Source organism: Streptomyces adustus, from assembly GCF_009377175.1.
GTDB lineage: Bacteria > Actinomycetota > Actinomycetes > Streptomycetales > Streptomycetaceae > Streptomyces > Streptomyces adustus.
The window spans coordinates 13693-38601 of the sequence record NZ_VJZD01000069.1; the positions used below are offsets into that span (position 1 = coordinate 13693).

General features: G+C 72.1%; 25 protein-coding genes. 21 read left to right on the top strand and 4 right to left on the bottom strand.

Annotation, left to right across the window (positions count from 1 at the left end; all coding sequences use genetic code 11):
- The first annotated feature begins 43 nt into the window (after positions 1 to 43).
- From FNH09_RS18855 to FNH09_RS18895, 9 genes are all read left to right on the top strand, one after another.
- Positions 44 to 1252: a thiolase family protein gene (locus FNH09_RS18855; protein ID WP_152889415.1), complete on the top strand. Its 1209-nt coding sequence runs from the start codon at positions 44 to 46 to the stop codon at positions 1250 to 1252.
- Between the two features lie 5 nt (positions 1253 to 1257).
- Complete coding sequence (locus FNH09_RS18860) at positions 1258 to 2010, top strand: SDR family NAD(P)-dependent oxidoreductase (RefSeq protein ID WP_152889418.1); 753 nt, start codon at positions 1258 to 1260, stop codon at positions 2008 to 2010.
- Positions 2011 to 2040: 30 nt separating this feature from the next.
- Complete coding sequence (locus FNH09_RS18865; RefSeq protein WP_152889420.1) at positions 2041 to 3216, top strand: acyl-CoA dehydrogenase family protein; 1176 nt, start codon at positions 2041 to 2043, stop codon at positions 3214 to 3216.
- Positions 3213 to 3959: an enoyl-CoA hydratase/isomerase family protein gene (locus FNH09_RS18870; protein ID WP_152889422.1), complete on the top strand. Its 747-nt coding sequence runs from the start codon at positions 3213 to 3215 to the stop codon at positions 3957 to 3959. The genes FNH09_RS18865 and FNH09_RS18870 overlap by 4 nt, the downstream gene beginning before the upstream one ends.
- An 85-nt stretch (positions 3960 to 4044) precedes the next feature.
- Positions 4045 to 4821 carry an SDR family oxidoreductase gene (locus FNH09_RS18875; RefSeq protein WP_152889424.1) on the top strand — a complete coding sequence of 259 codons (777 nt, stop codon included), beginning with the start codon at positions 4045 to 4047 and terminating at the stop codon, positions 4819 to 4821.
- 45 nt (positions 4822 to 4866) lie between these two features.
- Positions 4867 to 6054 (top strand): acyl-CoA dehydrogenase family protein, encoded by a 1188-nt coding sequence (locus tag FNH09_RS18880; protein WP_152889426.1) that lies wholly within the window; start codon positions 4867 to 4869, stop codon positions 6052 to 6054.
- Positions 6047 to 7483, top strand: coding sequence for a phosphotransferase family protein (locus tag FNH09_RS18885; RefSeq protein WP_152889428.1), 1437 nt, complete (start codon positions 6047 to 6049; stop codon positions 7481 to 7483). The genes FNH09_RS18880 and FNH09_RS18885 overlap by 8 nt, the downstream gene beginning before the upstream one ends.
- Positions 7484 to 7597: 114 nt before the next feature.
- Complete coding sequence (locus tag FNH09_RS18890) at positions 7598 to 8191, top strand: TetR/AcrR family transcriptional regulator (protein WP_152889430.1); 594 nt, start codon at positions 7598 to 7600, stop codon at positions 8189 to 8191.
- A 55-nt stretch (positions 8192 to 8246) separates the two neighbouring features.
- On the top strand, positions 8247 to 9011 hold the full coding sequence (locus FNH09_RS18895) for a crotonase/enoyl-CoA hydratase family protein (RefSeq protein WP_152889432.1): 765 nt from the start codon (positions 8247 to 8249) through the stop codon (positions 9009 to 9011).
- Between the two features lie 66 nt (positions 9012 to 9077).
- Here FNH09_RS18895 and FNH09_RS18900 read toward each other — a convergent pair whose 3' ends face one another.
- The 3 genes from FNH09_RS18900 to FNH09_RS18915 all read right to left on the bottom strand — a co-directional run bounded on the left by FNH09_RS18900 (position 9078) and on the right by FNH09_RS18915 (position 10489).
- Positions 9078 to 9398 carry a hypothetical protein gene (locus tag FNH09_RS18900; protein ID WP_338017611.1) on the bottom strand — a complete coding sequence of 107 codons (321 nt, stop codon included), beginning with the start codon at positions 9396 to 9398 and terminating at the stop codon, positions 9078 to 9080.
- Positions 9399 to 9693: 295 nt separating this feature from the next.
- A complete protein-coding gene (locus tag FNH09_RS18910; protein WP_152889434.1) occupies positions 9694 to 10125 on the bottom strand; it encodes a response regulator in 432 nt (143 codons plus the stop codon).
- A gap of 1 nt (position 10126) precedes the next feature.
- On the bottom strand, positions 10127 to 10489 hold the full coding sequence (locus tag FNH09_RS18915) for a hypothetical protein (protein WP_152889436.1): 363 nt from the start codon (positions 10487 to 10489) through the stop codon (positions 10127 to 10129).
- Positions 10490 to 10648: 159 nt separating this feature from the next.
- On the opposite strand from FNH09_RS18915, the gene FNH09_RS18920 reads away from it, so the two are divergent.
- The 8 genes from FNH09_RS18920 to FNH09_RS18955 all read left to right on the top strand — a co-directional run bounded on the left by FNH09_RS18920 (position 10649) and on the right by FNH09_RS18955 (position 20218).
- Positions 10649 to 12232, top strand: coding sequence for a sensor histidine kinase (locus tag FNH09_RS18920; protein ID WP_152889467.1), 1584 nt, complete (start codon positions 10649 to 10651; stop codon positions 12230 to 12232).
- Entirely contained in the window at positions 12229 to 13485 is a 1257-nt protein-coding gene (locus FNH09_RS18925; protein ID WP_152889439.1) for a PP2C family protein-serine/threonine phosphatase, read from the top strand. Before FNH09_RS18920 ends, FNH09_RS18925 begins: the two co-directional genes overlap by 4 nt.
- A gap of 529 nt (positions 13486 to 14014) precedes the next feature.
- Complete coding sequence (locus tag FNH09_RS18930; protein WP_152889441.1) at positions 14015 to 14950, top strand: ABC transporter ATP-binding protein; 936 nt, start codon at positions 14015 to 14017, stop codon at positions 14948 to 14950.
- Positions 14947 to 15801 (top strand): ABC transporter permease, encoded by an 855-nt coding sequence (locus FNH09_RS18935; protein WP_152889443.1) that lies wholly within the window; start codon positions 14947 to 14949, stop codon positions 15799 to 15801. Before FNH09_RS18930 ends, FNH09_RS18935 begins: the two co-directional genes overlap by 4 nt.
- A gap of 170 nt (positions 15802 to 15971) precedes the next feature.
- Positions 15972 to 17375: a sensor histidine kinase gene (locus FNH09_RS18940; protein WP_152889469.1), complete on the top strand. Its 1404-nt coding sequence runs from the start codon at positions 15972 to 15974 to the stop codon at positions 17373 to 17375.
- The gene (locus FNH09_RS18945; protein WP_152889445.1) at positions 17372 to 18049 is read left to right on the top strand and encodes a response regulator; all 678 of its coding nucleotides are present in this window, start codon (positions 17372 to 17374) and stop codon (positions 18047 to 18049) included. Before FNH09_RS18940 ends, FNH09_RS18945 begins: the two co-directional genes overlap by 4 nt.
- Positions 18050 to 18302: 253 nt before the next feature.
- Positions 18303 to 18506, top strand: a complete 204-nt coding sequence (locus FNH09_RS18950; RefSeq protein WP_152889447.1) for a cold-shock protein — start codon at positions 18303 to 18305, stop codon at positions 18504 to 18506.
- 278 nt (positions 18507 to 18784) lie between these two features.
- A complete protein-coding gene (locus FNH09_RS18955) occupies positions 18785 to 20218 on the top strand; it encodes a DEAD/DEAH box helicase (RefSeq protein ID WP_152889450.1) in 1434 nt (477 codons plus the stop codon).
- Between the two features lie 96 nt (positions 20219 to 20314).
- Here the strand turns inward: FNH09_RS18955 and FNH09_RS18960 are convergent, their stop codons facing one another.
- Positions 20315 to 21706, bottom strand: a complete 1392-nt coding sequence (locus FNH09_RS18960; protein WP_152889471.1) for a lipase family protein — start codon at positions 21704 to 21706, stop codon at positions 20315 to 20317.
- Positions 21707 to 22195: 489 nt separating this feature from the next.
- Here FNH09_RS18960 and FNH09_RS18965 point away from each other — a divergent pair, with 489 nt between their 5' ends.
- The 4 genes from FNH09_RS18965 to FNH09_RS18980 all read left to right on the top strand — a co-directional run.
- Positions 22196 to 22822, top strand: coding sequence for a TetR/AcrR family transcriptional regulator (locus FNH09_RS18965; RefSeq protein WP_152889452.1), 627 nt, complete (start codon positions 22196 to 22198; stop codon positions 22820 to 22822).
- Between the two features lie 174 nt (positions 22823 to 22996).
- Positions 22997 to 23737, top strand: coding sequence for a hypothetical protein (locus tag FNH09_RS18970; RefSeq protein WP_238426779.1), 741 nt, complete (start codon positions 22997 to 22999; stop codon positions 23735 to 23737).
- Positions 23722 to 24453, top strand: a complete 732-nt coding sequence (locus FNH09_RS18975; protein ID WP_152889455.1) for a DUF1775 domain-containing protein — start codon at positions 23722 to 23724, stop codon at positions 24451 to 24453. Before FNH09_RS18970 ends, FNH09_RS18975 begins: the two co-directional genes overlap by 16 nt.
- A 325-nt stretch (positions 24454 to 24778) precedes the next feature.
- Positions 24779 to 24909 (top strand): acyl-CoA dehydrogenase family protein (locus FNH09_RS18980; RefSeq protein ID WP_162468779.1); only part of this gene is annotated, 131 nt, incomplete at its 3' end.

Below are 24909 nucleotides of genomic sequence, written 5' to 3' on the forward strand. Positions count from 1 at the left end.
GCCGCGGCGCCCCGCGCCCCGGCCCCACACCAAGAGGTTCTCCATGCCCGAAGCAGTCATCGTCGAGGCGGTCCGGACCGCCTCGGGCAAGCGCCACGGCTCCCTGTCCGGCTGGCACCCGGCCGAGCTCGTCGCCCAGACCCTGATCGCCCTCCAGGAACGCAGCGGCATCGACCCCGCCCTCGTCGACGACGTGTTCATGGGCTGTGTCACCCAGGCAGGACCGCAGAGCACCAACGTCGGACGCACCGCCGTCCTGGCGGCGGGCTGGCCCGAGACCGTGCCGGCCACCACCATCGACCGGCAGTGCGGCTCCTCCCAGCAGGCCGTGCACTTCGCCGCCCAGGCCGTCATGTCCGGGGTGTGCGACGTGGTCGTCGCGGCCGGCATCGAGGCCATGTCCACGGTGCCGATGTTCTCCAACGCCCCCGGCGGGGACATCAGCGCCGTCTACGGCGAGGCGGCACAGCAGCGCTACGCCGACCGCGAGGCCTACGGGGTCAGCGGCCTCGGCCCGCAGGGCCTCTCCTCCGAGATGGTCGCCGACCGCTGGGAGCTGACCCGCGAGGAGCTCGACGCCTACGGTCTGCTGAGCCAGCGGCGGGCCGCCGCCGCGCGGGACGAGGGCCGGTTCGACCGAGAGATCGTCCCGGTGCGGCGCAAGGTGCGCGACCGGGAGACCGGCGAGGTCAGCGAGCCCGGCGGCACCCTGGGCGCCGACGAGTGCATCCGGGCCACCTCGCCCGAGGCGCTGGCCGGCCTCAAGCCGTCGTTCGTCCCCGAGGGCCGGGTGACCGCGGGCAACTCCTCGCAGATCGTCGACGGCGCCGCCGCCCTGCTGATCATGAGCGCGGACAAGGCGCGGGAGCTCGGACTGCGTCCCCGCGCGGTGATCCGCCACATGGCGGTCGTCGGCTCGGACCCGGTGGAGATGCTCACCGGACCGATCCCGGCCACCCGCCGGGTCCTGGACCGGGCAGGCATGAGCATGGCGGACATCGACCTCTTCGAGGTCAACGAGGCGTTCGCCTCCGTCGTCCTGGCCTGGCAGCGCGAGCTCGGCGCCGACCCGGCCAAGGTCAACGTCAACGGCGGCGGTATCTCCCTCGGCCACCCGCTGGGTGCCTCCGGCGCCAAGCTGATGGTCACCCTGCTCCACGAACTGGAGCGCTCCGGCGGCCGGTTCGGCCTCCAGACGATGTGCGAAGGCGGCGGCATGGCCAACGCCACCGTCATCGAGCGGCTGCCGTGAGCCCGATGGCCCACGTCATCGACCTCGACGGCAAGATCGCGGTGGTGACCGGCGCCTCGTCCGGACTCGGGCGGCAGTTCGCGCTCACGCTGGCCGACGCCGGCGCGACCGTCGTCGCGGCCGCCCGCCGCACGGAGCTCCTGGCGGAGCTCGCCGCCGGGCACGAGCGGATCGTGCCGCACCGCTGCGACGTCACCGACGAGACGGACCGCGCGGGCCTCGTCGCCCGCGCCGAGGACCTCGGCGGGGTGGACATCCTGGTCAACAACGCCGGTTGGGCCGACGCGCTGCCCGCGTTCGAGCAGCCCGTCGACTCCTTCAGCAAGACCCTCGACATCGACGTGACCGCTCTCTTCCGGCTCAGCGTGCTCGCCGCGCGGAGCATGGCCGAGCGCGACGGCGGGGCGATCGTCAATATCGCCTCCATCCTCGGCATGGTGGCCTCGGCGCCCGTCACCCAGTCCGCCTACGGCGCGGCCAAGGGCGCGGTGATCAGCCTCACCCGGCATCTGGCCGCCGAATGGGCCCGCCACGGCGTACGCGTCAACGCGATCGCCCCGGGCTTCTTCCCCAGCGAGCTGACCGCCGAGATGCTCGCCGACGAGTCGGCGAGCCGGTGGATCGCGCGCAACACCCCGATGGGCCGTCCGGGACGGCCCGGGGAACTCGACGGGGCACTGCTGCTCCTCGCCGGCCCGGGCGGCACGTACATCACCGGGCAGACCATCGCCGTCGACGGCGGCTGGACCGCCCGATGACCACAGACGAGACCAGAGGGGAGGTGCGCGATGGCTGTACGGCGTGACCTGTTCGACGACACCCACGAGGACTTCCGGCAGAGCTTCCGGACCTTCGTGCGCACCGAGATCGTTCCGCACCACGAGAAGTGGGAGGCGGCCGGCCGCGTCGACAGGTCGATGTTCCTGGCCGCAGGAGCCCAGGGCTTCCTGGGCATGGCCGTACCGGAGGAGTACGGCGGCCTCGGAGTGGACGACTTCCGCTTCAATGTGATCATCTCGGAGGAGCTGCAACGGGCCAACGTGGTCGGCTCGGGCATGTGCATCACCCTCCACAACGACATCGTGCTGCCCTATCTGCTCGGCACGGCCACCGAGGAGCAGCGGGCCCGCTGGCTGCCCGGCTTCGTCACCGGCGAGACCATGGGCGCGATCTCCATGACGGAGCCCGGCACGGGGTCGGACCTGGCGGCCATCCGCACCACCGCGGTCCGCGACGGCGACCACTACGTCCTGAACGGGGCGAAGACGTTCGTCACCAACGGCCTCAACGCCGACCTGGTCGTGGTGGCCGTCAAGACCGACCCCGCCGAGCGCCACCGCGGCATCAGCCTGATCGTGGTGGAGGAGGGCACCCCCGGCTTCACCCGCGGACGTCATCTGCGCAAGATCGGGCTCAAGAGCCAGGACACCGCGGAGCTGTTCTTCGACGACGCCCGGGTGCCGGCCGCGAACCTGCTCGGCGAGCCGGGGACGGGCTTCGCCACCCTGATGGCGAACCTGGCCCAGGAGCGCCTGGCGCTGTCCGTCTCGGCGATCACCGGCGCCCGCGCCGTCCTGGACCTGACGATCGACTACTGTCGGGAGCGCGAGGCCTTCGGACAGCGGCTGTCCTCCTTCCAGAACACCAAGTTCGAGCTGGCCGAGATGCTCACCGCGACCGAGGTCGCCCAGGTGTACGTGGACCACCTGGTCCGCCGGCACCTGAGCGGGGACGTCGACGCCGAGGACGCCGCCAAGGCCAAGTGGTGGACCACCGAACTCCAGCAGGACGTGGTCAACCGCTGCCTCCAACTGCACGGCGGCTACGGCTTCATGGAGGAGTACCCGGTCGCCAGGGCGTTCCTGGACGCACGGGTGCAGACCATCTACGCCGGGACCAACGAGATCATGAAGGAGATCATCGGCCGGTCCATCGACACACCCGGGAAGCGGTCCCGCCGATGAGCGTCGACTGCGTGACCCGGGACGGCGTCGCCACGATCACCCTGAACCGGCCCGGCAAGCTCAACGCCATGACCGACACCATGTGGAGCGCGCTGGAGGCGCTGCTCACCGAGCTGTCGGCCGACCCCGCCACCCGCGCGGTGGTGGTCACCGGAGCCGAGGGGGCGTTCTGCGGCGGGTCGGACGTCGAGGGCCTGCTCGACGACCTGGACGCCCTGCCCGACCGGATCAGGGTCTCCAACCGTTGTGTCCTCGCCCTGCACGAGGCGCCGTTCCCGACGATCGCGATGGTCGACGGAATCGCCGCGGGCGCGGGCGTCAACCTCGCACTGGCCTGCGACTTCGTGATCGCCGCCGACCGGTCCCGCTTCCTCCAGCTGTTCATCCGGCGCGGACTGTCCCTGGACAGCGGCGGCAGCTGGCTGCTGCCCCGGCTGGTGGGGGAGCGCAGGGCGCGTCAACTGGCCTTCCTCGGGGACTCGTTGGACGCCGCCACCGCGCTGGACTGGGGAATGATCACTGCCGTCGTACTGCCGGAGGACCTGGCCGCCGAGGTGGACGCCCTCACCGACCGGCTCCGCCGACTGTCGCCCACCGCCCTGGCCGGCACCAAGTCACTGCTGAACGACGCCTGGCACACCACGCTCGCCGAGGCGCTCGAAGCCGAGATCGCCAACCAGGTCGCGGTGATCGCCTCCCCCGAGGCACAGGCGGCGATCGCCGCGTTCGTACGCAAGAGCTGACCGGACACCGGCCCGGCACAGTCCCGGCCGCACCTCGCACCTCGAACCTCGCACCTCGAATCTCATACGGACCAAGGAGTCAACGATGGAACTGGCAGGCAGCTCGGCGATCGTCACCGGCGGCGGCTCCGGCCTCGGAGAGGCCACCAGCCGCCTCCTCGCGGCCAGGGGCCTCAAGGTGACCGTCCTCGACCTCGACGAGGTGGGCGGGAACCGGGTCGCCAAGGAGATCGGCGGCCGGTTCATGGCCGCGAACGTCACCGACCCCGAGCAGGTCGTCGCCGCCGTCGACGCCGCCGTGGCGGACGCGCCGCTGCGCGTCGTCGTCAACTGCGCGGGCATCCCGAGCCTCGCCCGTACCGTCGGCAGGGACGGCACGTACGGCTCGGCCCACGACCTCGACGCGTTCCGCAAGGTCGTCGAGGTCAACCTGATCGGCACCTTCAACGTCGTCCGCCTCGCCGCGACCGCGATGTCCCACAACGAGCCCGACGCCGACGGCGCGCGCGGCTCGATCGTCAACACCACCTCGGTCGCCGCGTTCGACGGCCAGATCGGCCAGGTCGCCTACAGCGCCTCCAAGGGCGGTGTCGTCGGACTCACCCTGCCGCTCGCCCGAGACCTCGGTGTCGTCGGCGTCCGGGTGAACACCATCGCGCCCGGACTGATCGAGACCCCGATCTACGACACGGTCCCGAACCCGGCCGAGTTCAAGGACAGGCTCGCCAAGGACGTCGTCTTCCCGCGCCGGCTCGGCCGGGCCGAGGAGTTCGCGAGCCTCGCCTGGGAGCTGCTGTCCAACAGCTACATCAACGGCGAAGTGATCCGGATCGACGGGGGAGTCCGCCTTCCCCCGAAGTGACCCACGCTCCCTCCCGCCCGTCCGCTGCTGTCAGGAATGAAGCCCATGAGTATGTCAGGATCACAACTTCGCGCCATCATGCGGGAGTTCGTCGACGGTGAGGTCATCCCCGCCGAACGGGCCCTGGACGCGGGCGGCGACACCGCCGCCGACGCGCTGAAGCGCCTCCAGGCGAGCGCCAAGAAGCAGGGTCTGTGGGCGCTGGGCCACCCCGCCGAGATCGGCGGCGGCGGCCTCCCGTTCTACGAGTTCGCCCTCGTCAACGAGATCATCGGCCGCTCCAAGTACGGACAGCTCGCCGCGGGCACCCTGTCGATGCAGGACGCGATCATGCTGCACCGCTTCGGCAGCGAGGAGCAGAAGCGGCGCTGGCTGGTTCCGCTGGTGGCCGGGGACATCACCCCGAGCACCGGCATGACCGAGCCCGAGGTCGCCGGATCCGACCCGACACTCATCCAGGCCACCGCCCGGCTCGACGGCGACGAGTGGGTCGTCGACGCGCACAAGTGGTTCACCACCGGCGGCTCCACCGCCGCGTTCACCACGGTCTACGCCCGCACCGAACCGGACGACGCCAAGGCCCACCGGGCCCTGTCCGCGATCGTCGTGCCCACCGGCACCCCCGGCTTCGAGGTCGTCCGCGTGCTCAAGACCATGGGGTCGACCGGCGGCGACCACTGCGAGATCCGCCTCACCGGGGTCCGCGTCCCCTACGAGAACCTCCTCGGCGAGCGCGGCGGCGGATTCGCCGTCGGCCAGACCCGCCTCGGCCCCGGCCGGATCTTCCACTGCATGCGCTGGCTCGGCCAGGCACAGCGTGCCTTCGAGCTCATGGTCGACCGTGCCAACACGCGCTACGCGCACGGCTCGCTGCTCTCGCAGAAGGGCGAGATCCAGCGCTACGTCGCGGAGTCCGCGGCCGAGATCCACGCGGCCCGGCTGATGGTCCTGGACGCGGCGAAGCAGTTCGACCGGGACGGACAGGCCCGCATTCAGATCAGCATGGTCAAGTTCTGGGCGGCGCAGATGCTGCACAACGTCATCGACCGGGCGATCCAGGTCCACGGAGCCCTCGGCGTCACCGACGACACACCCCTGGAGGGCATGTACCGGGAGGCGCGTTTCGCCCGGATCTACGACGGCCCGGACGAGGTCCACCGGATGGTCGTCGCGCGACGACTGCTGGCCGACCCCACCCGCGCTCCCTGGCTGGAGGACGGCCTCGATGACTGACCAGGGCTCGGTGACGGACCGGGAATCGGTGACGGACCGGGAATCGGTGACGGACCAGGAGGAGATCGAGGCGCGCCTGAGCGTCGTGTGGGGCGCGCCGGTGACGGCCACCGTCCCCAGCACCCTGCCCGGCGGCGCCAGCCGGCAGACCATGCGCTTCACCGCCGAGACCGCGGACGGCCCCCGCGACCTCGTCCTTCGGCGCGACCTGTCGGGCCCGGCAGGCGCCGCCACGATGGACCTGGAGGCCAGGGTCATGGCCGCCGCCGCGGCGGCCGGGGTGCCGGTCCCGGAACTGGTGGACAGCGGGCCGTCGCTCGGCGGCAACCCCTACATCGTCATGAGCCATGTGGCGGGCGAGGTGATCCCGCGCCGCCTGCTGCGCGACGAGGCCTATGCCACGGCCCGCGAGACACTCGCGGCACAGTTCGGCGCCATCGCCGCGCGCATCCACACCATGTCCCCGGACACCCTCGGCGGGCTGGCCCGGCAGGACCCGATCGCCGCGCTGCGCGCCCTGGCCGAACGCTGGGACACACCCCGGCCGTCGGTCGAACTCGGCATCCGCTGGCTGGAGGAGCACCCCGTGCCCGCCGTCGCCGACACCGTCGTGCACGGAGACCTGCGCAACGGCAACGCCATCGTCGGCCCCGAGGGCATCCGGGCCGTCCTGGACTGGGAACTCGTCCACCGCGGCGACCCGGTCGAGGACCTCGGCTGGCTGTGCGTGAAGGCCTGGCGCTTCGGTTCGGCACTGCCGGTCGGCGGGTTCGGCACCCGCGCCCAGCTCCTCGACGGCTACGAGGAGGTGGCGGGCTGGCGCCCGACCGACGCGCAGCTGCACTGGTGGGAGGTCTACAGCACACTGCGCTGGGTGCTGATCTGCCGTCAGCAGGCGGCCGTGCACCTGGAGGGCGAACAGGACTCGCTCGAACACGCGGTGATCGGCCGCCGGGTGTGCGAGGCGGAGTTCGACCTGCTGCTCACGCTCGGGCTGACCCACCCGGAGAAGACGGACGACGTACTCACCGCCGTGGACGCGGCGGAGTCCGAGACGGTCGGCACCGGCGCCGCGCCCCACGACGCACCGGACGCCGATCATCTGCTGGCCGTGGTCGAGCGCACCCTCGTCCGCGGTGAGCTCGGTGCGCAGGGCGGCGCCCGCTACCTCGCCAGGGTCGCGGCCGCCGCGCTGCGCATCGCCCGCCGGGAGATCCTGCTCTCCGCCGAGGTGGCGGGGCGGCACCGGGAACGGCTGGCGGGCCTCGGCTTCGCGACGGAGCAGGACCTCGCCGCCGCCCTGCGCTCCGGCGCCGTGGCACCCGGGACCCCCGGTGTCGTGGAAGCCGTGGTGGGCACGGTGCGGGACAAGCTGCTCGTGGCCAACCCCGGGTATCTCGGCCGGCCCGCCGCGCCGGAAGAGGGCTGACGGCGAGGGCGCCGACGCGCGCGAAGGCATGTGCGAGGGCATGTGCGAGGGCGCGTGCGACGACCCTCGGTAGTCTCTTCCTCCCCCGGCATCCTTCTCGAGAACGGCAGGTCAATGGCCCCCAAGTCACCTCAGAAAGCTCGGATTCTGCGTGCCGCGGCGGAGTTGTTCGCCGAACACGGCTACCACGGCACCGGGATGGCCCAACTCGAGGCGGCGGTCGGGCTCCAGCGAGGCGCGCTCTACCACCACATCGGGAACAAGGAAGCCCTGCTCTTCGAGATCAGCGCCTCCCAGCTGCGCGTGATGGTCGAGATCGCGCTCGACATCGAGAAGCGCGTGGAGGATCCCGAGGAACGCTTCAGGGAACTGGCCCGGACGCTGATGGAGAACATCGCCGACCACGTTCTCGAATGGACCGTGCACTACCGGGACTTCACCGCGCTCACCGGCCCGCTCATGGAGTCGGTGCTCGATCTGCGCAAGCAGTACGAGCAGGTGTGGCAGCGCACGCTCAACGCGGGCATCGACGTGGGGGACTTCAAGCCGCTGCCCGAGTCCGTGGCGCTCAAGGGAATCCTCGGAATGTTCAACTATTCGTACGTGTGGCTGAAGAAGGACGCCGGACTGCCGCCGCGCGAGATCGCGGACGTCTTCTGCGACACCTTCCTGACCGGCATCCTGCGCTCCGCGCCGCCGACCGGCTGAACACGACGTCGACCGGCCGTCGGAGCCGGTACGACCGCACCACAAGGAGAACGACATGTCGGACGAAGTCCTGGTCGAACGCCGTGACGGCGTGCAGATCATCACCATCAACCGGCCGCAGGCGAAGAACGCCCTGAACCTGGCCGTCGCCCGTGCCGTCGCGGACGCCGTCGACGAACTGGACGCGTCCGACGACCTCCGGGTCGGCGTCCTGACCGGCGCCGGCGGGACGTTCTCGGCCGGGATGGACCTCAAGGCCTTCCTCAGGGGCGAGAGCCCGGCGATCGAGGGCCGGGGACTGGCCGGCATCACCGTCACCCCACCGAGGAAGCCGCTGATCGCGGCCGTCGAGGGCTGGGCGCTGGCCGGAGGCTTCGAGCTGATGCTGGCCTGCGACCTGGTCGTCGCGGCCGAGACGGCCAGGTTCGGCGTCCCGGAGGTGACCCGCTCCCTGGTGGCGGCCGCCGGTGGCGCACTGTTGCTGCCGCGCCGTATCCCGTACGCGATCGCCATGGAGATGCTCCTCACCGGCGATCCGATCAGCGCGCGGCGAGGCGTCGAAGTCGGGCTGGTGAACCGCCTGGTGCCCGAGGGCAAGGCGCTGGAGGGAGCGCTGGAGCTGGCCGCGCGGGTGGCGGCGGCCGGACCGCTGGCGGTCGCCGCCACGAAGCGAATCGCCCGCTCCAGCGCGGACTGGACACTCGCCGAGGGCTGGGAGGAGCAGGAGCGGATCATCGCGCCGGTCTTCGCCTCCGAGGACGCGCGTGAGGGCGCCACCGCGTTCGCGCAGAAGCGCTCCCCGGTCTGGCACGGCCGCTGACTCCTGTCCGGGGGCGGCCCGCCCCCGGACGGAACCCGATCTCGTGACCGTACCGCCCGGTGGCGGTCAGCCGGTGCGGTTCAGCCAGCGCTGGAGGGTGGCGTTGACGCTGCCCGGCAGCGCGCTGAGCTGGTCGATGGCCTCCCGGTCCTCGGGCTGGGGCGCGATACCCGCCATCGTCAGGGTCGCCTGGAGCTCCAGGCGCCGCCGGTCGCGCGGGTCGATCGTGAAGTCGAGGCGCTGCGCCGGGTCCGGCGCCGGCAGGAAGTAGTCCCCCTCGTCCTTCCGACGCCAGGTGCTCGCCCAGGTCGCGGGCGCCGCGGGGTCGACGGCGTAGGGGTCGACGTAGGTACGGGGCGAACCGGACTCGAAAGCGGTGGTGGTCACGTGGGTCTCCTTCTCGTGCGGTCCTTCTCGCAGGACAGGAGGCGTCACGTGACCGGTCCGGTTGCGCCCCGCGCCGGATGTCACGCCAATGGCGTCATCGGTACGTCATCGGCTGGTCCGCTGAACATCTCACGCGACCGGCGACCGGCGACCGGCGACCGGCGACCGGCGACCGGCGACCGGCGACCGGCGACGGGCGACCGGCGACCGGCGACTGCCGACGGGCGGCCGATGACGAGCGACCGGCCGCCGGTGACGGACGATCCGGGTGCCGAGCCCCCGGCCGCGCCCCTGGCTACGGCCGCGGCTTGACCGCGACGTCGAGGTAGAAGGCGTCGATGCTGCGCACCGCCTCCTCGAACTCGTCGAGGTTGACCGGCTTGGTCACATAGGCGTTCGCGTGGTGCTCGTACGCCCCCGAGACGTCGTCGGGCGCCGCCGACGTGGTGAGCACGACCACGGGAATGGTGCGCAGATCCGCGTCCGCCTTGACGATCGCCAGGAACTCACGGCCGTTCATACGCGGCATGTTCAGGTCCAGGACGATGAGGTCGGGACGCGTACGGGCCGGGTCACGCAAATACTCCAGCGCCTGCACGCCGTCGGAGACCTGGGTGAGATTGCGCGCGCCCCGGTCGGCCAGGGCGTCCTGGATGAGCATCGCGTCGGCCACGTCGTCTTCGACCAGCAGTACGTCATAGGGACGGGCGGAGGCAGAGGCTGCCATGTTACGAGCTCCTGGTCGGCTGGTGGGAAGGGGAGGAGGCCGGGTCGGTGACCAGTCCGGGCCACCGGCGCCTGGCACCCTGTCGGCTCATTCTCGAGACATGGCCGATCTCCGGGTAACCGGCCCCCGCGTCGGCGGCCGCTCGGGCCGCGCCGCGTTCGAGATGCTGTACCGCCTCCTCCATGGTCACCAGAACATACAGGTGCGCGAGGGCGCGGACACGGTCGGTGGGTACGGGGTCCCCTGCGCGGCCCGCCGCGCACAGCTGTCCCGCCGCCCGGCGGGCGACCTCGTCGACGGCCTTCCTGACCTGTGCGGCGAACTCCGGTTCGGACACGTGGGGGACGAATCCGGGGGCAGGCATACGGTCAGCCTAGTTGTCGGTGCGAAGAGTCGACAACAACTGTTGTCCGGCCAGGCTAAGGTGTGCCTGCCGTACGCACGGTTCGGCTGGATGTTCGGAAATCGGTCGGATCTGAAGGAGTGTCACCTCGTGCAGAACGCCGCCTCCGCCGACGGGCCGATGGCCGGCTGGACCACCCGGCACTGGTTGCGCCGCGGAGTGGCCGCGACCCTGCTGGTGCTGGCGGTCCTCGGGTCGGTGGGTGCGTGGGCGATGCTCCGCTCGTCGAGGATCTCCGACGAACTCGTCAACCGCCGCAGCCCCGCCCTGGTGAACGCGGTGCGCCTGGAGTCGGCGCTGCTCAACCAGGAGACCGGGGTGCGGGGTTACGGACTGACCGGCCGCAGGGAGTTCCTCACCCCGTACACCGAAGGCGTGGCCGCGGAGCGGCAGGCCGTGGGGCGGCTGGAGGAGGTGCTGCGCGGCGGCGACGACCTGGCCGATCTCGCGGCCGTCCGCAAGGCCGCGGGCACCTGGCAGGAGCGGATCGCCCGTCCCGTGTCCGGCTCGTCGGCGCCGGCGGCCCTGACCCTCTCGGCGCAGCGGGCGGAAGAGGGCAAGACCGAGTTCGACGCGGTGCGCAAGGCGCTGAAGGACCAGCAGAGCCGGCTCCAGCAGGAACGCCAGAACGCGGCCGCCGCGCTGCGCCGTGCCACGGTCCTGCGCAACTGGACGCTCGCCGTGGACGCCTTCGTCGTCGCCGTGGTGGCGGCGCTCGTCTTCGAGGCGCTGCGGCGGGGCATCACCCGTCCGCTGGAGCAGGTGGGCGCCGGAGCCAGGGACGTGGCCCGCGGCCGCTTCGACCGGCGCATCGCGGTCACCGGTCCCGCGGACATCAGACAACTCGCCGTCGACGTCGACGGGATGCGGACCCGGCTGGTGGACGAACTCGCCTTCAGCGAGGAGGCGCGTCGGCTGCTCGACGAGCAGACGGCCGAACTGAAGCGGTCCAACACCGAACTGGAGCAGTTCGCCTACGTCGCCTCGCACGATCTCCAGGAGCCGCTGCGGAAGGTGTCCAGCTTCACCCAGCTGCTGCAACGCCGCTACGGCGGTCAACTGGACGAGCGGGCGGACCAGTACATCGCCTTCGCCGTCGACGGCGCCAACCGGATGCAGGTCCTCATCAACGACCTGCTCGCCTTCTCCCGGGTGGGGCGCGTGCACAACGACCACGCCACGGTGGACCTGGACGAGGTCCTGCGGCGCACCCTGGACACGTTGAGCATCCCGATCGAGGAGACGGACGCCGAGGTGACGTTCGATCCGCTGCCCGTGGTGGTCGGCGACGCGACCCAACTGGGCATGCTGTGGCAGAACCTCCTGTCGAACTCCCTGAAGTTCCGCGACCCCGGGCGGCGGCCCGAGATCCGGGTCAGCGCGCGACGTGACGGCGACGTCTGGGAGTTCGGCGTCGGCGACAACGGCATAGGCATCGCCCCGGAGTTCCGGGACAAGGTCTTCGTCATCTTCCAGCGGCTGCACACCCGGGAGGCCTATCCGGGCACCGGCATCGGCCTGGCCATGTGCAAGAAGGTCGTGGAGTTCCACGACGGTTCGATCGGGATCGACCCCGACCACAGCCCCGGCACCCGGGTCGTGTTCACGCTGCCCTGTGCCGACGTCGCGCAGGAGCCCGAGTCGTCCGGTTCCTCAGAGTCACCCGAGTCGTCCGAGTCGCTCGCGAGAGAGTCGCTGTCATGACACCACCGGCCCCACGGGACGAGACGGCCTACGACATCCTCCTCGTCGAGGACGACGAGGGCGACGCTCTGCTGGTCGAGGAGCTGCTGTACGACACCGATCTGCCGCACTCCCTGGTGCGCGGCAGGACGATGGCCGAGGCACGCCGTGAACTGGCCGGACGCCGCTTCGACTGCGTACTGCTGGACCTGCATCTGCCCGACATCTCCGGGCTGGAGAGCGTCGAGGCGATCCGGCGGGAGGATCCCCAGGCCGCGGTGATCGTGCTGACCGGGCTCGCCGAGTCGGGCGCCGGGGTCGACGCGCTGGCCGCGGGCGCGCAGGACTACCTCGTCAAGGGCAAGGTCGACCACGAACTGCTCCAGCGGGCCGTACGGTACGCGGTGCAGCGCAAGCAGTCCGAGCGGGCCAGCGCCGCCCTTCAGGTCGGCCGGCTCCGGGCGCAGGAGAACGCCCGGCTGGAGCGCGGTCTGCTGCCCGAGCCGATCCTCGCCTCGCCGTCGGTGACGGCCACCAGCCGCTACTTCCCCGGCCGTGAACAGGCCCTGCTGGGCGGTGACTTCCTCGACGTCGTACAGACCGAGGACGGCCAGGTCCACGCGGTCGTCGGGGACGTCAGCGGCCACGGCCCGGACGCCGCGGCGCTCGGCGTCTGCCTGCGCATCGCGTGGCGCGCGCTGACCCTCGGCGGCCACCGCGGCGCGCAGCTGCTGGACCTGCTGGAGCGGATGCACATCGCGGAACGCACCGGCAGCGACCTGTTCACCACCTGCACCCTCATCACCCTGGATCCCGCCCGCGGTCTGCTCACCCTCCATCTCGTCGGCCATCACGAGCCGTTGATCGTGACCTCCCGCGGCCCCGAGGTCCTCCAGTCCAAGCACGGCATCGCCCTGGGCATCATCCCCGGCCTCGGCGAATGGCCCGCCACCACGGTGCCGTTGCCGCCGGACGGGAGCCTGATCGTGTACACCGACGGGCTGATCGAGGGCTACGCGGGCGGCGACGACTCCCGCCTCGGCGTCGAGGGCGTCCTGGCCATCCTCGGCGAGACCCGCTCCTACGGCACCGGCGAACAGCTCGACCACCTCATCGCCGAGGCCCGCGCCCGCAACGCCGACCGCCACACGGACGACCTGGCCGTCCTGCGCATCGACTGGTGCGACGTGCGCCGGCCCGAGCCCGGAGCCCGGGTGCCCGACCAGAGCGGCGACCCGCGCGACGTCGCCCGGAGGCAGCCGACCGACCGGTGACGCCCGGGTTTTGACGGGGGAGCGGTCGGGCGTACCCGCCCACGACTGCGTACGGCCCACTCGGAGCGCGACTTCGATCACCCCGTTCACTCCGTCGCGATCGGCAAGGGCCGCGACCACGCGTGCGTCGGCGCGGTCGACGGACTGCGGCTCAACCGGTACGTCCACGACTTCGAGGCCGACGGCGTGAACGCCCGCCGGGTCCGCTGGTCACGTAGTCACGTAGTCACGTAGTCACGTAGTCACGTAGTCACGGAGGCGGGACGGCCCGACCGTCCCCGGCCGACACGGCCCCGCCGGTCGAACCCGACCGGCGGGGCCGCCGTGTGTCCCGGCCGTCCGCAGGCCGCCGTCGTCCTGCCGGGACACCCCGGCTCCCCTCGTCGTACGGCCCCCGCCGGCGTAGTACCGCGGTACCACCGCCCAGCCCCATTGCCCCCCGCGGTACCACGGATGGCGGCCGACCGGCACCTAGCGTTGCAGGTGAGAGGACCGGACTGGTCCCGCGGCCCAGAGCGAGGGAGCGACGATGATCGAGGCGCAACAGCTGACGAAGCGGTACGGGGAGAAGACGGCGGTCGACCACCTGGACTTCGTCGTGAAGCCGGGCACGGTCACCGGCTTCCTGGGCCCCAACGGCGCGGGGAAGTCCACCACCATGCGCATGATCGTCGGACTGGACGCGCCGACCGCCGGCACCGTCACCGTCAACGGACGCCACTACGCCGAGCACAGCGCGCCGCTCCAGGAGGTCGGCGCCCTGCTGGAGGCGAAGTCGATCCACCCGGGCCGCTCCGCGTTCGACCACCTGATGGCGCAGGCCCACACGCACGGCATTCCGCGCCGCCGCGTGGAGGAGGTCGTCGAGCTGACCGGCCTTCAGTCGGTGGCGAAGAAGCGCGCCGGCGCCTTCTCCCTCGGCATGGGCCAGCGGCTCGGCATCGCCGCGGCCCTGCTGGGCGACCCGGCCACCCTCATGCTGGACGAGCCGGTCAACGGGCTGGACCCCGAAGGCGTGCTGTGGATCCGCAACCTGCTCACCCAGCTCGCCTCCGAGGGCCGTACCGTCTTCGTCTCCTCGCACCTGATGAGCGAGATGGCACTGGTCGCCGACCACCTGATCATCGTCGGCCGCGGACGTCTGCTGGCCGACACCACGGTGCAGGAGCTGATCCGCCGGGCCGGCGGCGACTCGGTCACCGTCGCCTCCGACCAGGCGGCCCGCCTGCGCGAGGTGCTGTCCGGACCGGGCGTCGAGATCACCGGCGCGGTCGGCACGGAGGAACTCCAGGTGACCGGCCTGTCCGCCCGGGCCATCGGCCTCAAGGCCGCCGAGCACGGCATCCCGCTGTTCGAGCTCAGCTCCAGGACGGTCTCGCTGGAGCAGGCGTTCATGGACCTGACCAGCGACGCCGTCGAGTACCACGGCACCACCACCGTCGAGACCTCCAGGAGCGTGGCATGACGACATCGACCCTGACCGAGAGCTCCGCGGCCGCGCCCACACCCGCCCGGCCGGCCCGACCGCAGTACAAGGTGACCGGACGCAGAGTCCTTCGCTCGGAGTGGGCCAAGCTCTGGTCCCTGCGCTCCACCTGGATCACCCTGGGCCTCGGCCTGCTGTTCCTGGTCGGATTCGGTGTCATCGCGAGCGCGCACTACCACTCCGACTTCGCCGCGGGGCGACCCATGCGCCGGGACGACGCCAACGCCACCGCCCTCAGCCTCTCGCTGTTCGGCACCAACTTCGCCCAGTTGGCCCTGGGCGTCCTGGGCGTGCTGGTCTCCGCCGGCGAGTACTCCACCGGCATGATCCGCTCCACGCTCGCCGCGGTGCCCCGCCGGCTGCCGGTCCTGTGGTCGAAGGCGGCCGTGTTCGGCCTGGTCGCCCTGGTCGTGGCCACCGTGGGCGTCTTCGTCGCGTTCCCCGTCGGCAGCAGCCTGGTCTCCGACACGCCCGCGGCCCTCTCGCTCTCGCACGAGGGAGTCGTACGCAGCCTGCTGGGCGCGGGTCTCTACCTCGGCACCGTCGGGGTGATCGGCGTCGCGCTCGGCGCGCTGCTGCGCTCGGTCGCCGGCGGCATCGCCGTCCTGGTCGCCTCGCTGATGCTGGTGCCCGGACTGGTCTCGCTGCTGCCCACCTCCTGGCAGGACGACATCAGCCCGTACCTGCCCAGCAACGCGGGCGAGTCGATGTTCGCCCTCACCCACGACGCGACGACGCTGGCCCCCGTCGCCGGGGGCCTGGTCTTCCTCGGCTGGACCGTGCTCGCGCTGGCGGGCGCCGCGTACCGTCTGGTGCGTACCGACGCCTGACCCGGCGGCCGCGACCGGGCGGTGCGCGCGGCCCCCGGGCCGGTGCGCTCCGCCCGGTCGACGTGCGCCACGATGAACGGGTGACCCCCATGAGCAGCGAAGACATCACCGGGCGGGCGGTCGCTCCGGTCGGGGCGGCCGTCCCCGCCGGGGCGACCGCCCTGACCGGGATGGATCCGGTGTGGAACCATCCCCTGGTCGGCCGGGTGTCCCGGGTCGGCCGGCGGTTGCGGCGCACGGACCGCTCCCGGCCGTGGCTGCTGGACACGGCGCTGGTCCTCGTGATGGTGGCTGTGCTGTGCGTGCCGGACCTGTGGCCGCACCACCACGAACGGCACGACCAGCTTGCCAAGGCCTTCACCCACCTGTCGCTCACGGCGACCCTCGCACTCCAGGCCGGGCAGGTGCTGCCGCTGCTGTGGCGCCGCAGACAGCCGACCGTGGCCTTCACGCTGACCGCCACCGCCTTCCTGGTCCAGTGCGCACTGGGAGCCTGGCTGCGCGCCGCCGTCGCCGTCCTGGTCGCGCTCTACAGCCTCGCGCTGCACGGGCGGCTTCGTCACCTGCCCACCGCCTGCGCCGTGACGGTGAGCGGCCTGGCGCTGCTCGCCGTACGGATGCGCTCGGACGTGTCCGTCCTGGACGGCCTGTTCCTGCTGAGCACCACCATCGTCGCCGCGGTCGCGCTGGGGCTGGCCGTACGCATCCGGCGCGCCCAGGTCGCCGGGCTGCGCGACCGCGCGGCCCGGCTGGAGATCGAGCGCGACCAGCGCAGCCGGCTGGCCGTCGCCACCGAACGCACCCGGGTGGCCCGCGAGATGCACGACATCGTCGGCCACAACCTCTCCGTCATCATCACGCTCGCCGACGGCGGCGCCTACGCGGCCGACACCTCCCCGGAACGCGGCAAGCAGGCCCTGCTGCTCATCGGCGACACCGGACGCCAGGCGCTGGGCGAATTGCGTCGTACCCTCGGGGTGCTGCGCGAGCAGAGCCAGGCTCCCCGGCTCAGCCCCCAGCCGGGCCTCGCGGACATCGACGCCCTGTGCGCCCGGATCCGCTCCGCGGGACCCCAGGTCACCTACCGGACCGGGGGCACGCTGGACACCCTGGACCGCGGCATCCAGCTCGCCGTCTACCGCATCACCCAGGAAGCCCTCACCAACGCCCTCAAACACGCGGGCCACGACACCCGGATCCGGGTGTCGGTGACCGTCGCCGACCCGCTGGTGCAGATCGACGTCCACGACACCGGGCCGCGGGACGCGACCGTCCGGATCCGGACGCCCCACGACGAAGGACACGGACTCGCCGGAATGAGAGAACGCGCGGCCCTCTACGGGGGGACCGTCACCGCGGGCCCCACGACGGACGGCGGATGGAGGGTCCGGGCCACCCTGGACCTCACCCCACTGGCCGGACTCCCGGCCCCGGCCGGCTCCGCCGACCCCTCGGGGCCGCCCGACCCGTCCGGTCCGCCCGGCCCCGCGGACCCGTCGGACAGGTTGGCGGCGTCCGAACCGACCGGCGGGGCCGGTCCGTCGGGCGGGTCCGGGACGGGTGGTGCGGCATGACCACCGTGCTCATCGTGGACGACCAGCCGTTGCAGCGCTTCGGTTTCCGCATGCTCCTGGAGAGCTCCCCCGAGACCGTGGTCGCCGGTGAGGCGGCCCACGGCGGCGAGGCCGTACGCCAGGCCGCCGAGCTCCGCCCGGACGTGATCCTGATGGACGTCCGGATGCCGGGCATGGACGGCATCGAGGCGACCCGGCGCATCGTCGCCTCCGGAGGCCGTTCCCGCGTGCTCGTCCTGACGACCTTCGACGTGGACGAGTACGCCCACGCGGCGCTGCGCGCGGGAGCCAGCGGATTCCTGCTGAAGGACGCCCACCCGGAGGAACTGCTGGCCGGGATCCGCGCGGTCGCCGCGGGCGACGCGGTGATCGCCCCCGCTCTCACCCGGCGCCTGCTGGACGCCTACGCCCATCATCTGCCGCAGGCCGCGCCGGGCGCGGGCGCCGAGGGCGATCCCCGGGTGCGTTCCCTGACCGAACGCGAGCACGAGGTCCTGGTCGCCATCGGCCGGGGCTGGACCAACGGGGAGATCGCCGAACGTCTCGTCCTGTCGGAGTCCACGGTGAAGACGTACGTGGGCCGCGTCCTGGCGAAGGTCGGGGCGCGCGACCGTGTCCAGGCCGTCATCTTCGCCTACGACCTGGGACTCGCCCGCCCGAATCCGTCGGACTGAACGGCGTCCGTACGGCGGGAGGCGAGGTGTGACGCGGTGCGGTGTGGGTCACGGGTGGAAAAACTATACGGATGTGTTTAGCGTGGTAAGCTTACGTTAGTTGCAGTTGTGGTTCCCGAACTTCAAGTGCCTTGGTGGTTGTATGCCGCCGGGCGTTTTTTGTCTTTCCGGTGCTGATCCGGACGGGGTTCATTGTGGCGACGCTGGGGCTCGCAAAGTGTGAGCCCGCGGGCACAGCCCCGAAGGAGATGACATGGCTACTGGCACCGTCAAGTGGTTCAACGCGGAAAAGGGCTTCGGCTTCATCGAGCAGGACGGCGGCGGCCCGGACGTGTTCGCCCACTACTCGAACATCGCCACCTCCGGCTTCCGTGAGCTTCAGGAAGGCCAGAAGGTGAACTTCGACGTCACGCAGGGCCAGAAGGGCCCGCAGGCGGAGAACATCACTCCCGCCTGACGTCGAAACGTCTGAGAAAGTTGGGGCCCGTCCGTCTGGGACGGGGCCCAACTTTTTGTTTCCGTATTCTGCGGAAATCTGTCGGATGGAACCTTTCGGGCAGAAAATCGCCGGACGCCTTCGGCCCGGGAGCTCGACCGCAAAGTCCGGCCCCGAAGTCCGGCCCCTAAAATCCGGCCCGCCCCGAAGCGCGGCCTTGACACCGGCTCGTACTTGCAATTCGTCCGGCTCTGTCCTGCCGGGAATTCCTCGATGCGTGCCCTCGAGGAAGGTTCTGCATGAGCCGTTCGGTCCGTCCTGAAGCCAGTTCGAGCGGCTACGCGCGCCGCAGCGCCACCCGCCCGGGAGATTTCCGGTCTCCGGACACCGTCGCCCCGGCCCTCCCCCCGGCCGCGACCTTCGGCGAACTGGACCTGCCCGACGCGGTTCAGCGGACCCTCGCCGACCGCGGCGTGAGCGAGCCGTTCCCGATCCAGGCCGCCACCCTGCCGAACTCCCTGGCGGGACGCGACGTCCTGGGGCGCGGACGCACCGGCTCGGGCAAGACACTCGCCTTCGGCCTGGCGCTGCTCGTGCGCACCGCGGGGCAGCGCGCCGATTCACGCAGGCCGCTGGCCCTGATCCTGGTGCCCACGCGCGAACTGGCCCAGCAGGTCACCGACGAACTCGCCCCGTACGCACAGTCGGTGAAGGTGCGCCTGGCCACCGTGGTCGGCGGCCTGTCGATGGGCCGACAGACGGCCGCGCTGCGCGAGGGGGCCGAGGTCGTCGTCGCGACGCCCGGCCGGCTCACGGACCTCGTCGAGCGCAGGGCCTGCCGCCTGGACCGGGTGGACATCACCGTCCTGGACGAGGCCGACCAGATGGCCGACATGGGCTTCATGCCGCAGGTGACCGCGCTGCTCGACCAAGTGCGGCCCGACGGCCAGCGGATGCTGTTCTCGGCCACCCTGGACCGCAACATCGATCACCTCGTCCAGAACTATCTCCACGACCCGGTGGTCCACTCGGTGGACCCGGCGGCGGGAGCGGTCACCACCATGGAACATCACGTGCTCCAGGTGCACGGCGCCGACAGGTACGCCACCGCCACCGAGATCGCCGCGCGGGACGGGCGCGTGCTCATGTTCCTGGACACCAAGCACGCCGTCGACCAGTTCACCAGGCATCTGCGCGGCAGCGGGGTGCGGGCCGCGGCCCTGCACGGCGGCAAGTCGCAGCCCCAGCGCAACCGCACCCTGGCGCAGTTCAAGGACGGCCAGGTGACGGTGCTCGTGGCCACCAACGTGGCGGCGCGCGGCATCCACGTCGACGACCTCGACCTCGTGGTCAACGTCGACCCGCCCGCCGACCACAAGGACTACCTGCACCGCGGCGGCCGCACCGCCCGCGCGGGCGAGTCGGGCAGCGTCGTCACGCTGGTCACGCCCAACCAGCGCCGGGACATGGCCCGGCTGCTGTCCGACGCGGGGATCAGGGCCCAGGTCACCCAGGTCCGCTCGGGCGAGGCCGAACTGAGCCGGATCACCGGGGCCCGGACCCCCTCCGGTGTCCCCGTCGACGGGGCCGCGCCGCTCCCGGCGCAGCGTCAGCGCGGCGGGGCCCCCTTCCGCGGCCTGGGTGCCCGCCCGGGGCGCGGCGGACGCGGCGCCGCCGAGGCCCGGCAGCTCGCCGAGGCCCGCAAGGCCGCCCGGGTTCGCCGGGGCGCGTAGTCCGGACGGAGCTCTGCTGACCGGGCGGCCGGCCGCGCAGGATCGAGCCTGACGCGGCCGGTCGCCCGGCGGTGGCCCCTGGACCTGAACCGGGGCTCAGGGGAGCAGGGGCAGCAGCCAGCAGTTGGAGAGGGTGGGCCGGCCGGCGAGCCGGTCGACCAGCCACGAGATGGCATCGCCCTGGTCCGTCAGGAGCGGGGCGAAGTGGTTGACGATGTTCTTCTCCCCGAGGCTCGGCAGGTTGACGGGGACGTAGGTGACGTCGGCGCCCTTGCCGCACCAGTCGACGGCGAGCTTGCGGACCTGCCCGTGGGTGACCATGTCGTCGTTGACGCCGGTGACCACACGCACCGGACCCGCGGGCTTGAGCGTGCCGATGCGCTGGGCGTCGATGAAGGACTTCAGCCGGGGTTCGCTGTCGACCACCTGCGAGACCGAACTGCCGTCCGTCGTCCACTGCGTGCTCGACACGGACCCGAGGGTGAGCAGCGCGTCGCCGACGCACATGGTCGAGGTCTTGGCCAGCGCCGCCCTGCCCGCCGCGTTGAGATGCCCGTCGATGACGGGCCCGAGCGACGGGTCGGTCTGCACCATGCCGTTCACCGACCAGCCGATGGCGGCTGCGAGGGAACTGCCGTCGACCCCCTTCATCACTTCGTTCAGATCGGCCGGCGGCGCCCCCGAATAGGTGCCGGCCAGGGGGACGTCGGGCGCGTAGGAAGGCTGGAGTTCGGCGGCCGCGGCACTGGCGCCCCCGCCCTGGCTGTAGCCGTAGAGGCCGACAGGGGACGCGGCGGTGACGGACCCGCCGGCCACCGTACGCGCGGCGCGCGCGACGTCGAGGAGGGCGTGGCCCTCGTCGACGCGGTTGACGTAGGTGTGGACGCGGTCGGGGGTGCCGAGCCCCGCGTAGTCGGTGACCGCGACGGCGACGCCCCGGCTCAGGATCCGGTAGATCGCCAGGGCCTCGTAGCCGACGGAGACGGAGCCCTCGTTCAGGGCGATGGGGTGTTCCAGGGCCAGGGAGGCGGAGCACTGGTCGCCCTGGCCCATCGTGCCGGGGGCGAAGGCCACGACCGGCCGGGGACCGCTGCCCTTCCAGGCGGCGGCCGGCTCGATGTAGGCGCCGGTCACGGCCATCGGCCGGCCGGCCGAGTCGGTCGACCGGTACATCAGCCGGGTCGCCGTGCCGGGCAGCGGACCGTCGACCCCCGGCAGGCTCAGTGCCAGGGGCAGCGGCTCGGTGCGGATCAACGCGCCGTTGGTGTCCGGCAGTTGGGCGGGCGGTGTGTAGAAGGCCGGGACGGTCGGGGCGGTCGCCTCGACGGCGGCTGCGGCGGGCTGGGCCGCGGCGGGCAGGGCGGTGGCGCCCAGGCCGCACACGGTGACCAGCGCGGTGGTCAGCAGACGGCTGCGGGCGGAGGCCGACCGCCGTTCGCCCGCGGGCGGTGCTGTGGGGGGCTGCTGGGCCCGACGGGACGTCTGCATCGAGACGCCCTCCGGTCCGGAAGATCCGATCGATCGCTTCATGCGGCTCGCTCCTGCCGGCACACGGACTTCGGGGCGCGCGGCCCCTGAAGCCCTGGGTGGGGAGTCGTTCGAGATGGTGCGTCGCGCATGCCGACCGCCGGACGGTCGCTGTGGGTGGCGACCGTCCGGGCTCCGGCGGATGGGGCAGCGGGCCCGCTCTTCGCGCTCTCCCTGGCTCTCGGACCGAGAGGCGGCGCACCGGCGGGCACGGGCGTACGGAGGCTCTGGCCAGGAGCCTTTGCGGGGTGAAGTTCCGGGGCCGCCGGTCTGGTGCACCGAGGGCGCCTGGAGGTGACTCACGAGTCAGTTACTCGGGAGTCACATCGGCAGAGTAAGACGACGTGTCACTGAGTGACAAGATGTCTGCAAGCGTCAGATGTGGCTCTGGCTATGCTGCCCCGACCAGACGCATTGGGGTGGGGAGCGACAGTGCACGAGGTATCGGCCATGGAGCGTTCGGCTCCGGCGGATCGGGCCGCGCGACGACCGACGCTCGGCGAGCGCCGCAAGTCCGCGCTCCGCGTGGAGATTTCGCACGCGGCCATCCGCCTGTTCACCGAGCAAGGAGTCACGGGCACCACGGGGGAGGAGATCGCACAGGCCGTCGGCATCTCGGCCCGGACCCTCTGGCGGCACTTCCCGACCAAGGAGAGCTGTGTCAGACCGCTGCTGATCGCGGGCCTGGACTTCGTCGCGGAGGCACTGCGTGCCTGGCCCGTGGACACGTCACTGCGTGACTACCTCGAGGACGTCCGCGCATGGGGTGACGCCTTCGCACCGCCGGAGGCCGTCTGGGAGCTGATCTCGCTGACCCGTACCGATCCGGGACTGCACGCCGTATGGCTCCAGGTCCACGACGACGCGCTGCCGGTCTTCGCCGAACTGTTCGCCCGCAGGGCCGGGAGCAGCCCGGACAGTCTGCGGGTGAAGGTGCACGCGGCGATGTTCAACGGGGCGTTGCGGGCGGCGGTGGAGGACTGCCTGGCGGCGCCCGCGGAGATCCGTTCGGAGGACGGCCTGAACACCTCCCTGCGCACCGCCCTGCGCGCGGCGGCCGAGGGACTGCCCTACTGAACCGGCGGGAACCACCACGGCCGAGCGGCTGAGCGACCTCCCGGCCGAGACGATCGGCGGCTCGGCCGTGGGGCCGCGCGCCTGCCCGGCGTTGCGTCCGCCGGGTGTGACGGGCGACCGCTTCGGGGATGCCGACTGCGGCCGAGGCGGGCGATGCCCCATGATGAGCGGGCGATGACCACGCCCCGCACGTTTCGCCCCCGCACCCCGGCGCACGGCCCGCCGTTGCCCGTCCTGCGGGCGGCCGTGTTCGCGGTCGTCGGGACGGCCCTCGGGGTGAGCGCGCACCATCTGGCCACCGAGGGGCCCGCGCCCTGGCGGCACGGCGCCCTGGCGGCCGCGGCACTCTTCGCCGTCGGGCTCGCCGGCACCCGCCGCCCGCGCTCCCTGACCTCGGTCGTGACGGCCTGCGCCGCCGCCCAGGCCGGGCTGCACCTCTGGCTGACGACGGCGCCCGGGCGGCCCGCCCCGCCCGCGGCCCCCACCGGACCCATGGGGCACGCGGCGGGAGCCCACCGGATGTGGCACGGGCACCCGCAGAGTTCGCCGACGATGACGGCGGTGCACCTCGTCGCGGCCGTACTGGTCGCCGTACTGCTGCACCGAGCGGACACGGTGTGCTGGTCGCTGGCGCGCGGCCTCGACGCGGCGGCCGTGACGGTCCTGGCGTGGACGGCCACGGCCCGGGCCCTGTGCGGCGGCCCCCGTGTTCCGGCCGAACCGGGGCCGCCGGCGCCCGTGTTCGCCCGGCAGGACCGGCGGCCCCCCGAGGAGTCGGTGCTCGCCGACATGGTGGTGCGCAGGGGGCCTCCCCGGGCGGAGCCCGCTCGCGCCCACCGACCCCCTGCCGGGGCGGCGGTCCGTCCGACCGCTCCGCGCCCCCACACCTGGAGACACCCATGTTCCGCGTCGTGAAGCGGTACCGAACCGCCCGACACCTGCCCCTGGCGGCCGCGGCGGCGGCCTGCGCCGTCCTGCTGAGCGCCGGCCCGGCCGCCGCCCATGTGGAGGTGGAGTCCGAGAAGGCCCAGGCACTCGCCGAGAACGTCGAGATCTCCTTCGACGCCGAGTCGGAGTCGGACACCGCGGGGATCACGCAGATCCGCGTCGTCCTGCCCGAGGGCATCGCCCCCGCCGACGTCACCTACGGGAAAGGCCCCCAGGGCTGGCAGTTCTCCGTGAGCGCCGACGGATACACCGTCAAGGGCCCCGCCCTGAGGACCGGCGTCGACGCCGCGTACTCCGTCGTCGTCAGGCAACTGCCCGACGCGGGCAAGCTGGCCTTCAAGACGCTCCAGACCTACACCGACGGACGCACCGACCGCTGGATCGAGCTGGACGAGAACGGGGAGAACCCGGCGCCGACCCTCCGGCTCAAGGCGGCGGCGCCGGGAGCGAAGCCGGTCGCCCCGTCGCCGACCGCGACCCCGGAAACGACGGCGAGCGCGTCCGCCTCACCGGCGCCCGCCGCGGAGGGAACCGCCGCCTCGCCGTCCCCGCAGGCCGCCGAGGCGGAGCGGGACGACGACGGGCTGTCGGCCGGCGTCTGGGCCGGGATCGTCGCCGCGGTCCTCGCCGCGGCCGCCGGTGTCGCCGTGTTCGTACGCCGACGGGGTGGCGACGAAGGATAGCCGGTCGCACGCTGAAGGCAGGCCCCTGCGTCTCCCGGCGCAGGGGCCTGCGCGCCCCGTGGCCGCTGGGCACGCGGACGGCTGCCCTTGACTGTCGTCCCCGGACGGTGAACGCGAACCAACAACTGGCACTCAGTTCCCTAAAATGCAGCACTCAGTGTCATTCGTGGGTCCTGACCTGCCCGGCGCGGTTTCCGGCCACGGTGCCTCGATGGTCGATCGAACGCCTGATTCGGTCAGTCGCTACGCCCGTAGACGAAGCCTCTTTCCCATCTGGCACTCAGTGCTGCAAAATGAGGGTACTGAGTGCCGTTGAGGAGAGCGCATGTCTGACTTCGACCTGTACCGCCCGTCCGAGGAGCACGACATGCTCCGTGACGCGATCCGTTCGCTGGCCGAGGCGAAGATAGCCCCGTTCGCGGCCGCGGTGGACGAGGAGGCGCGGTTCCCGCAGGA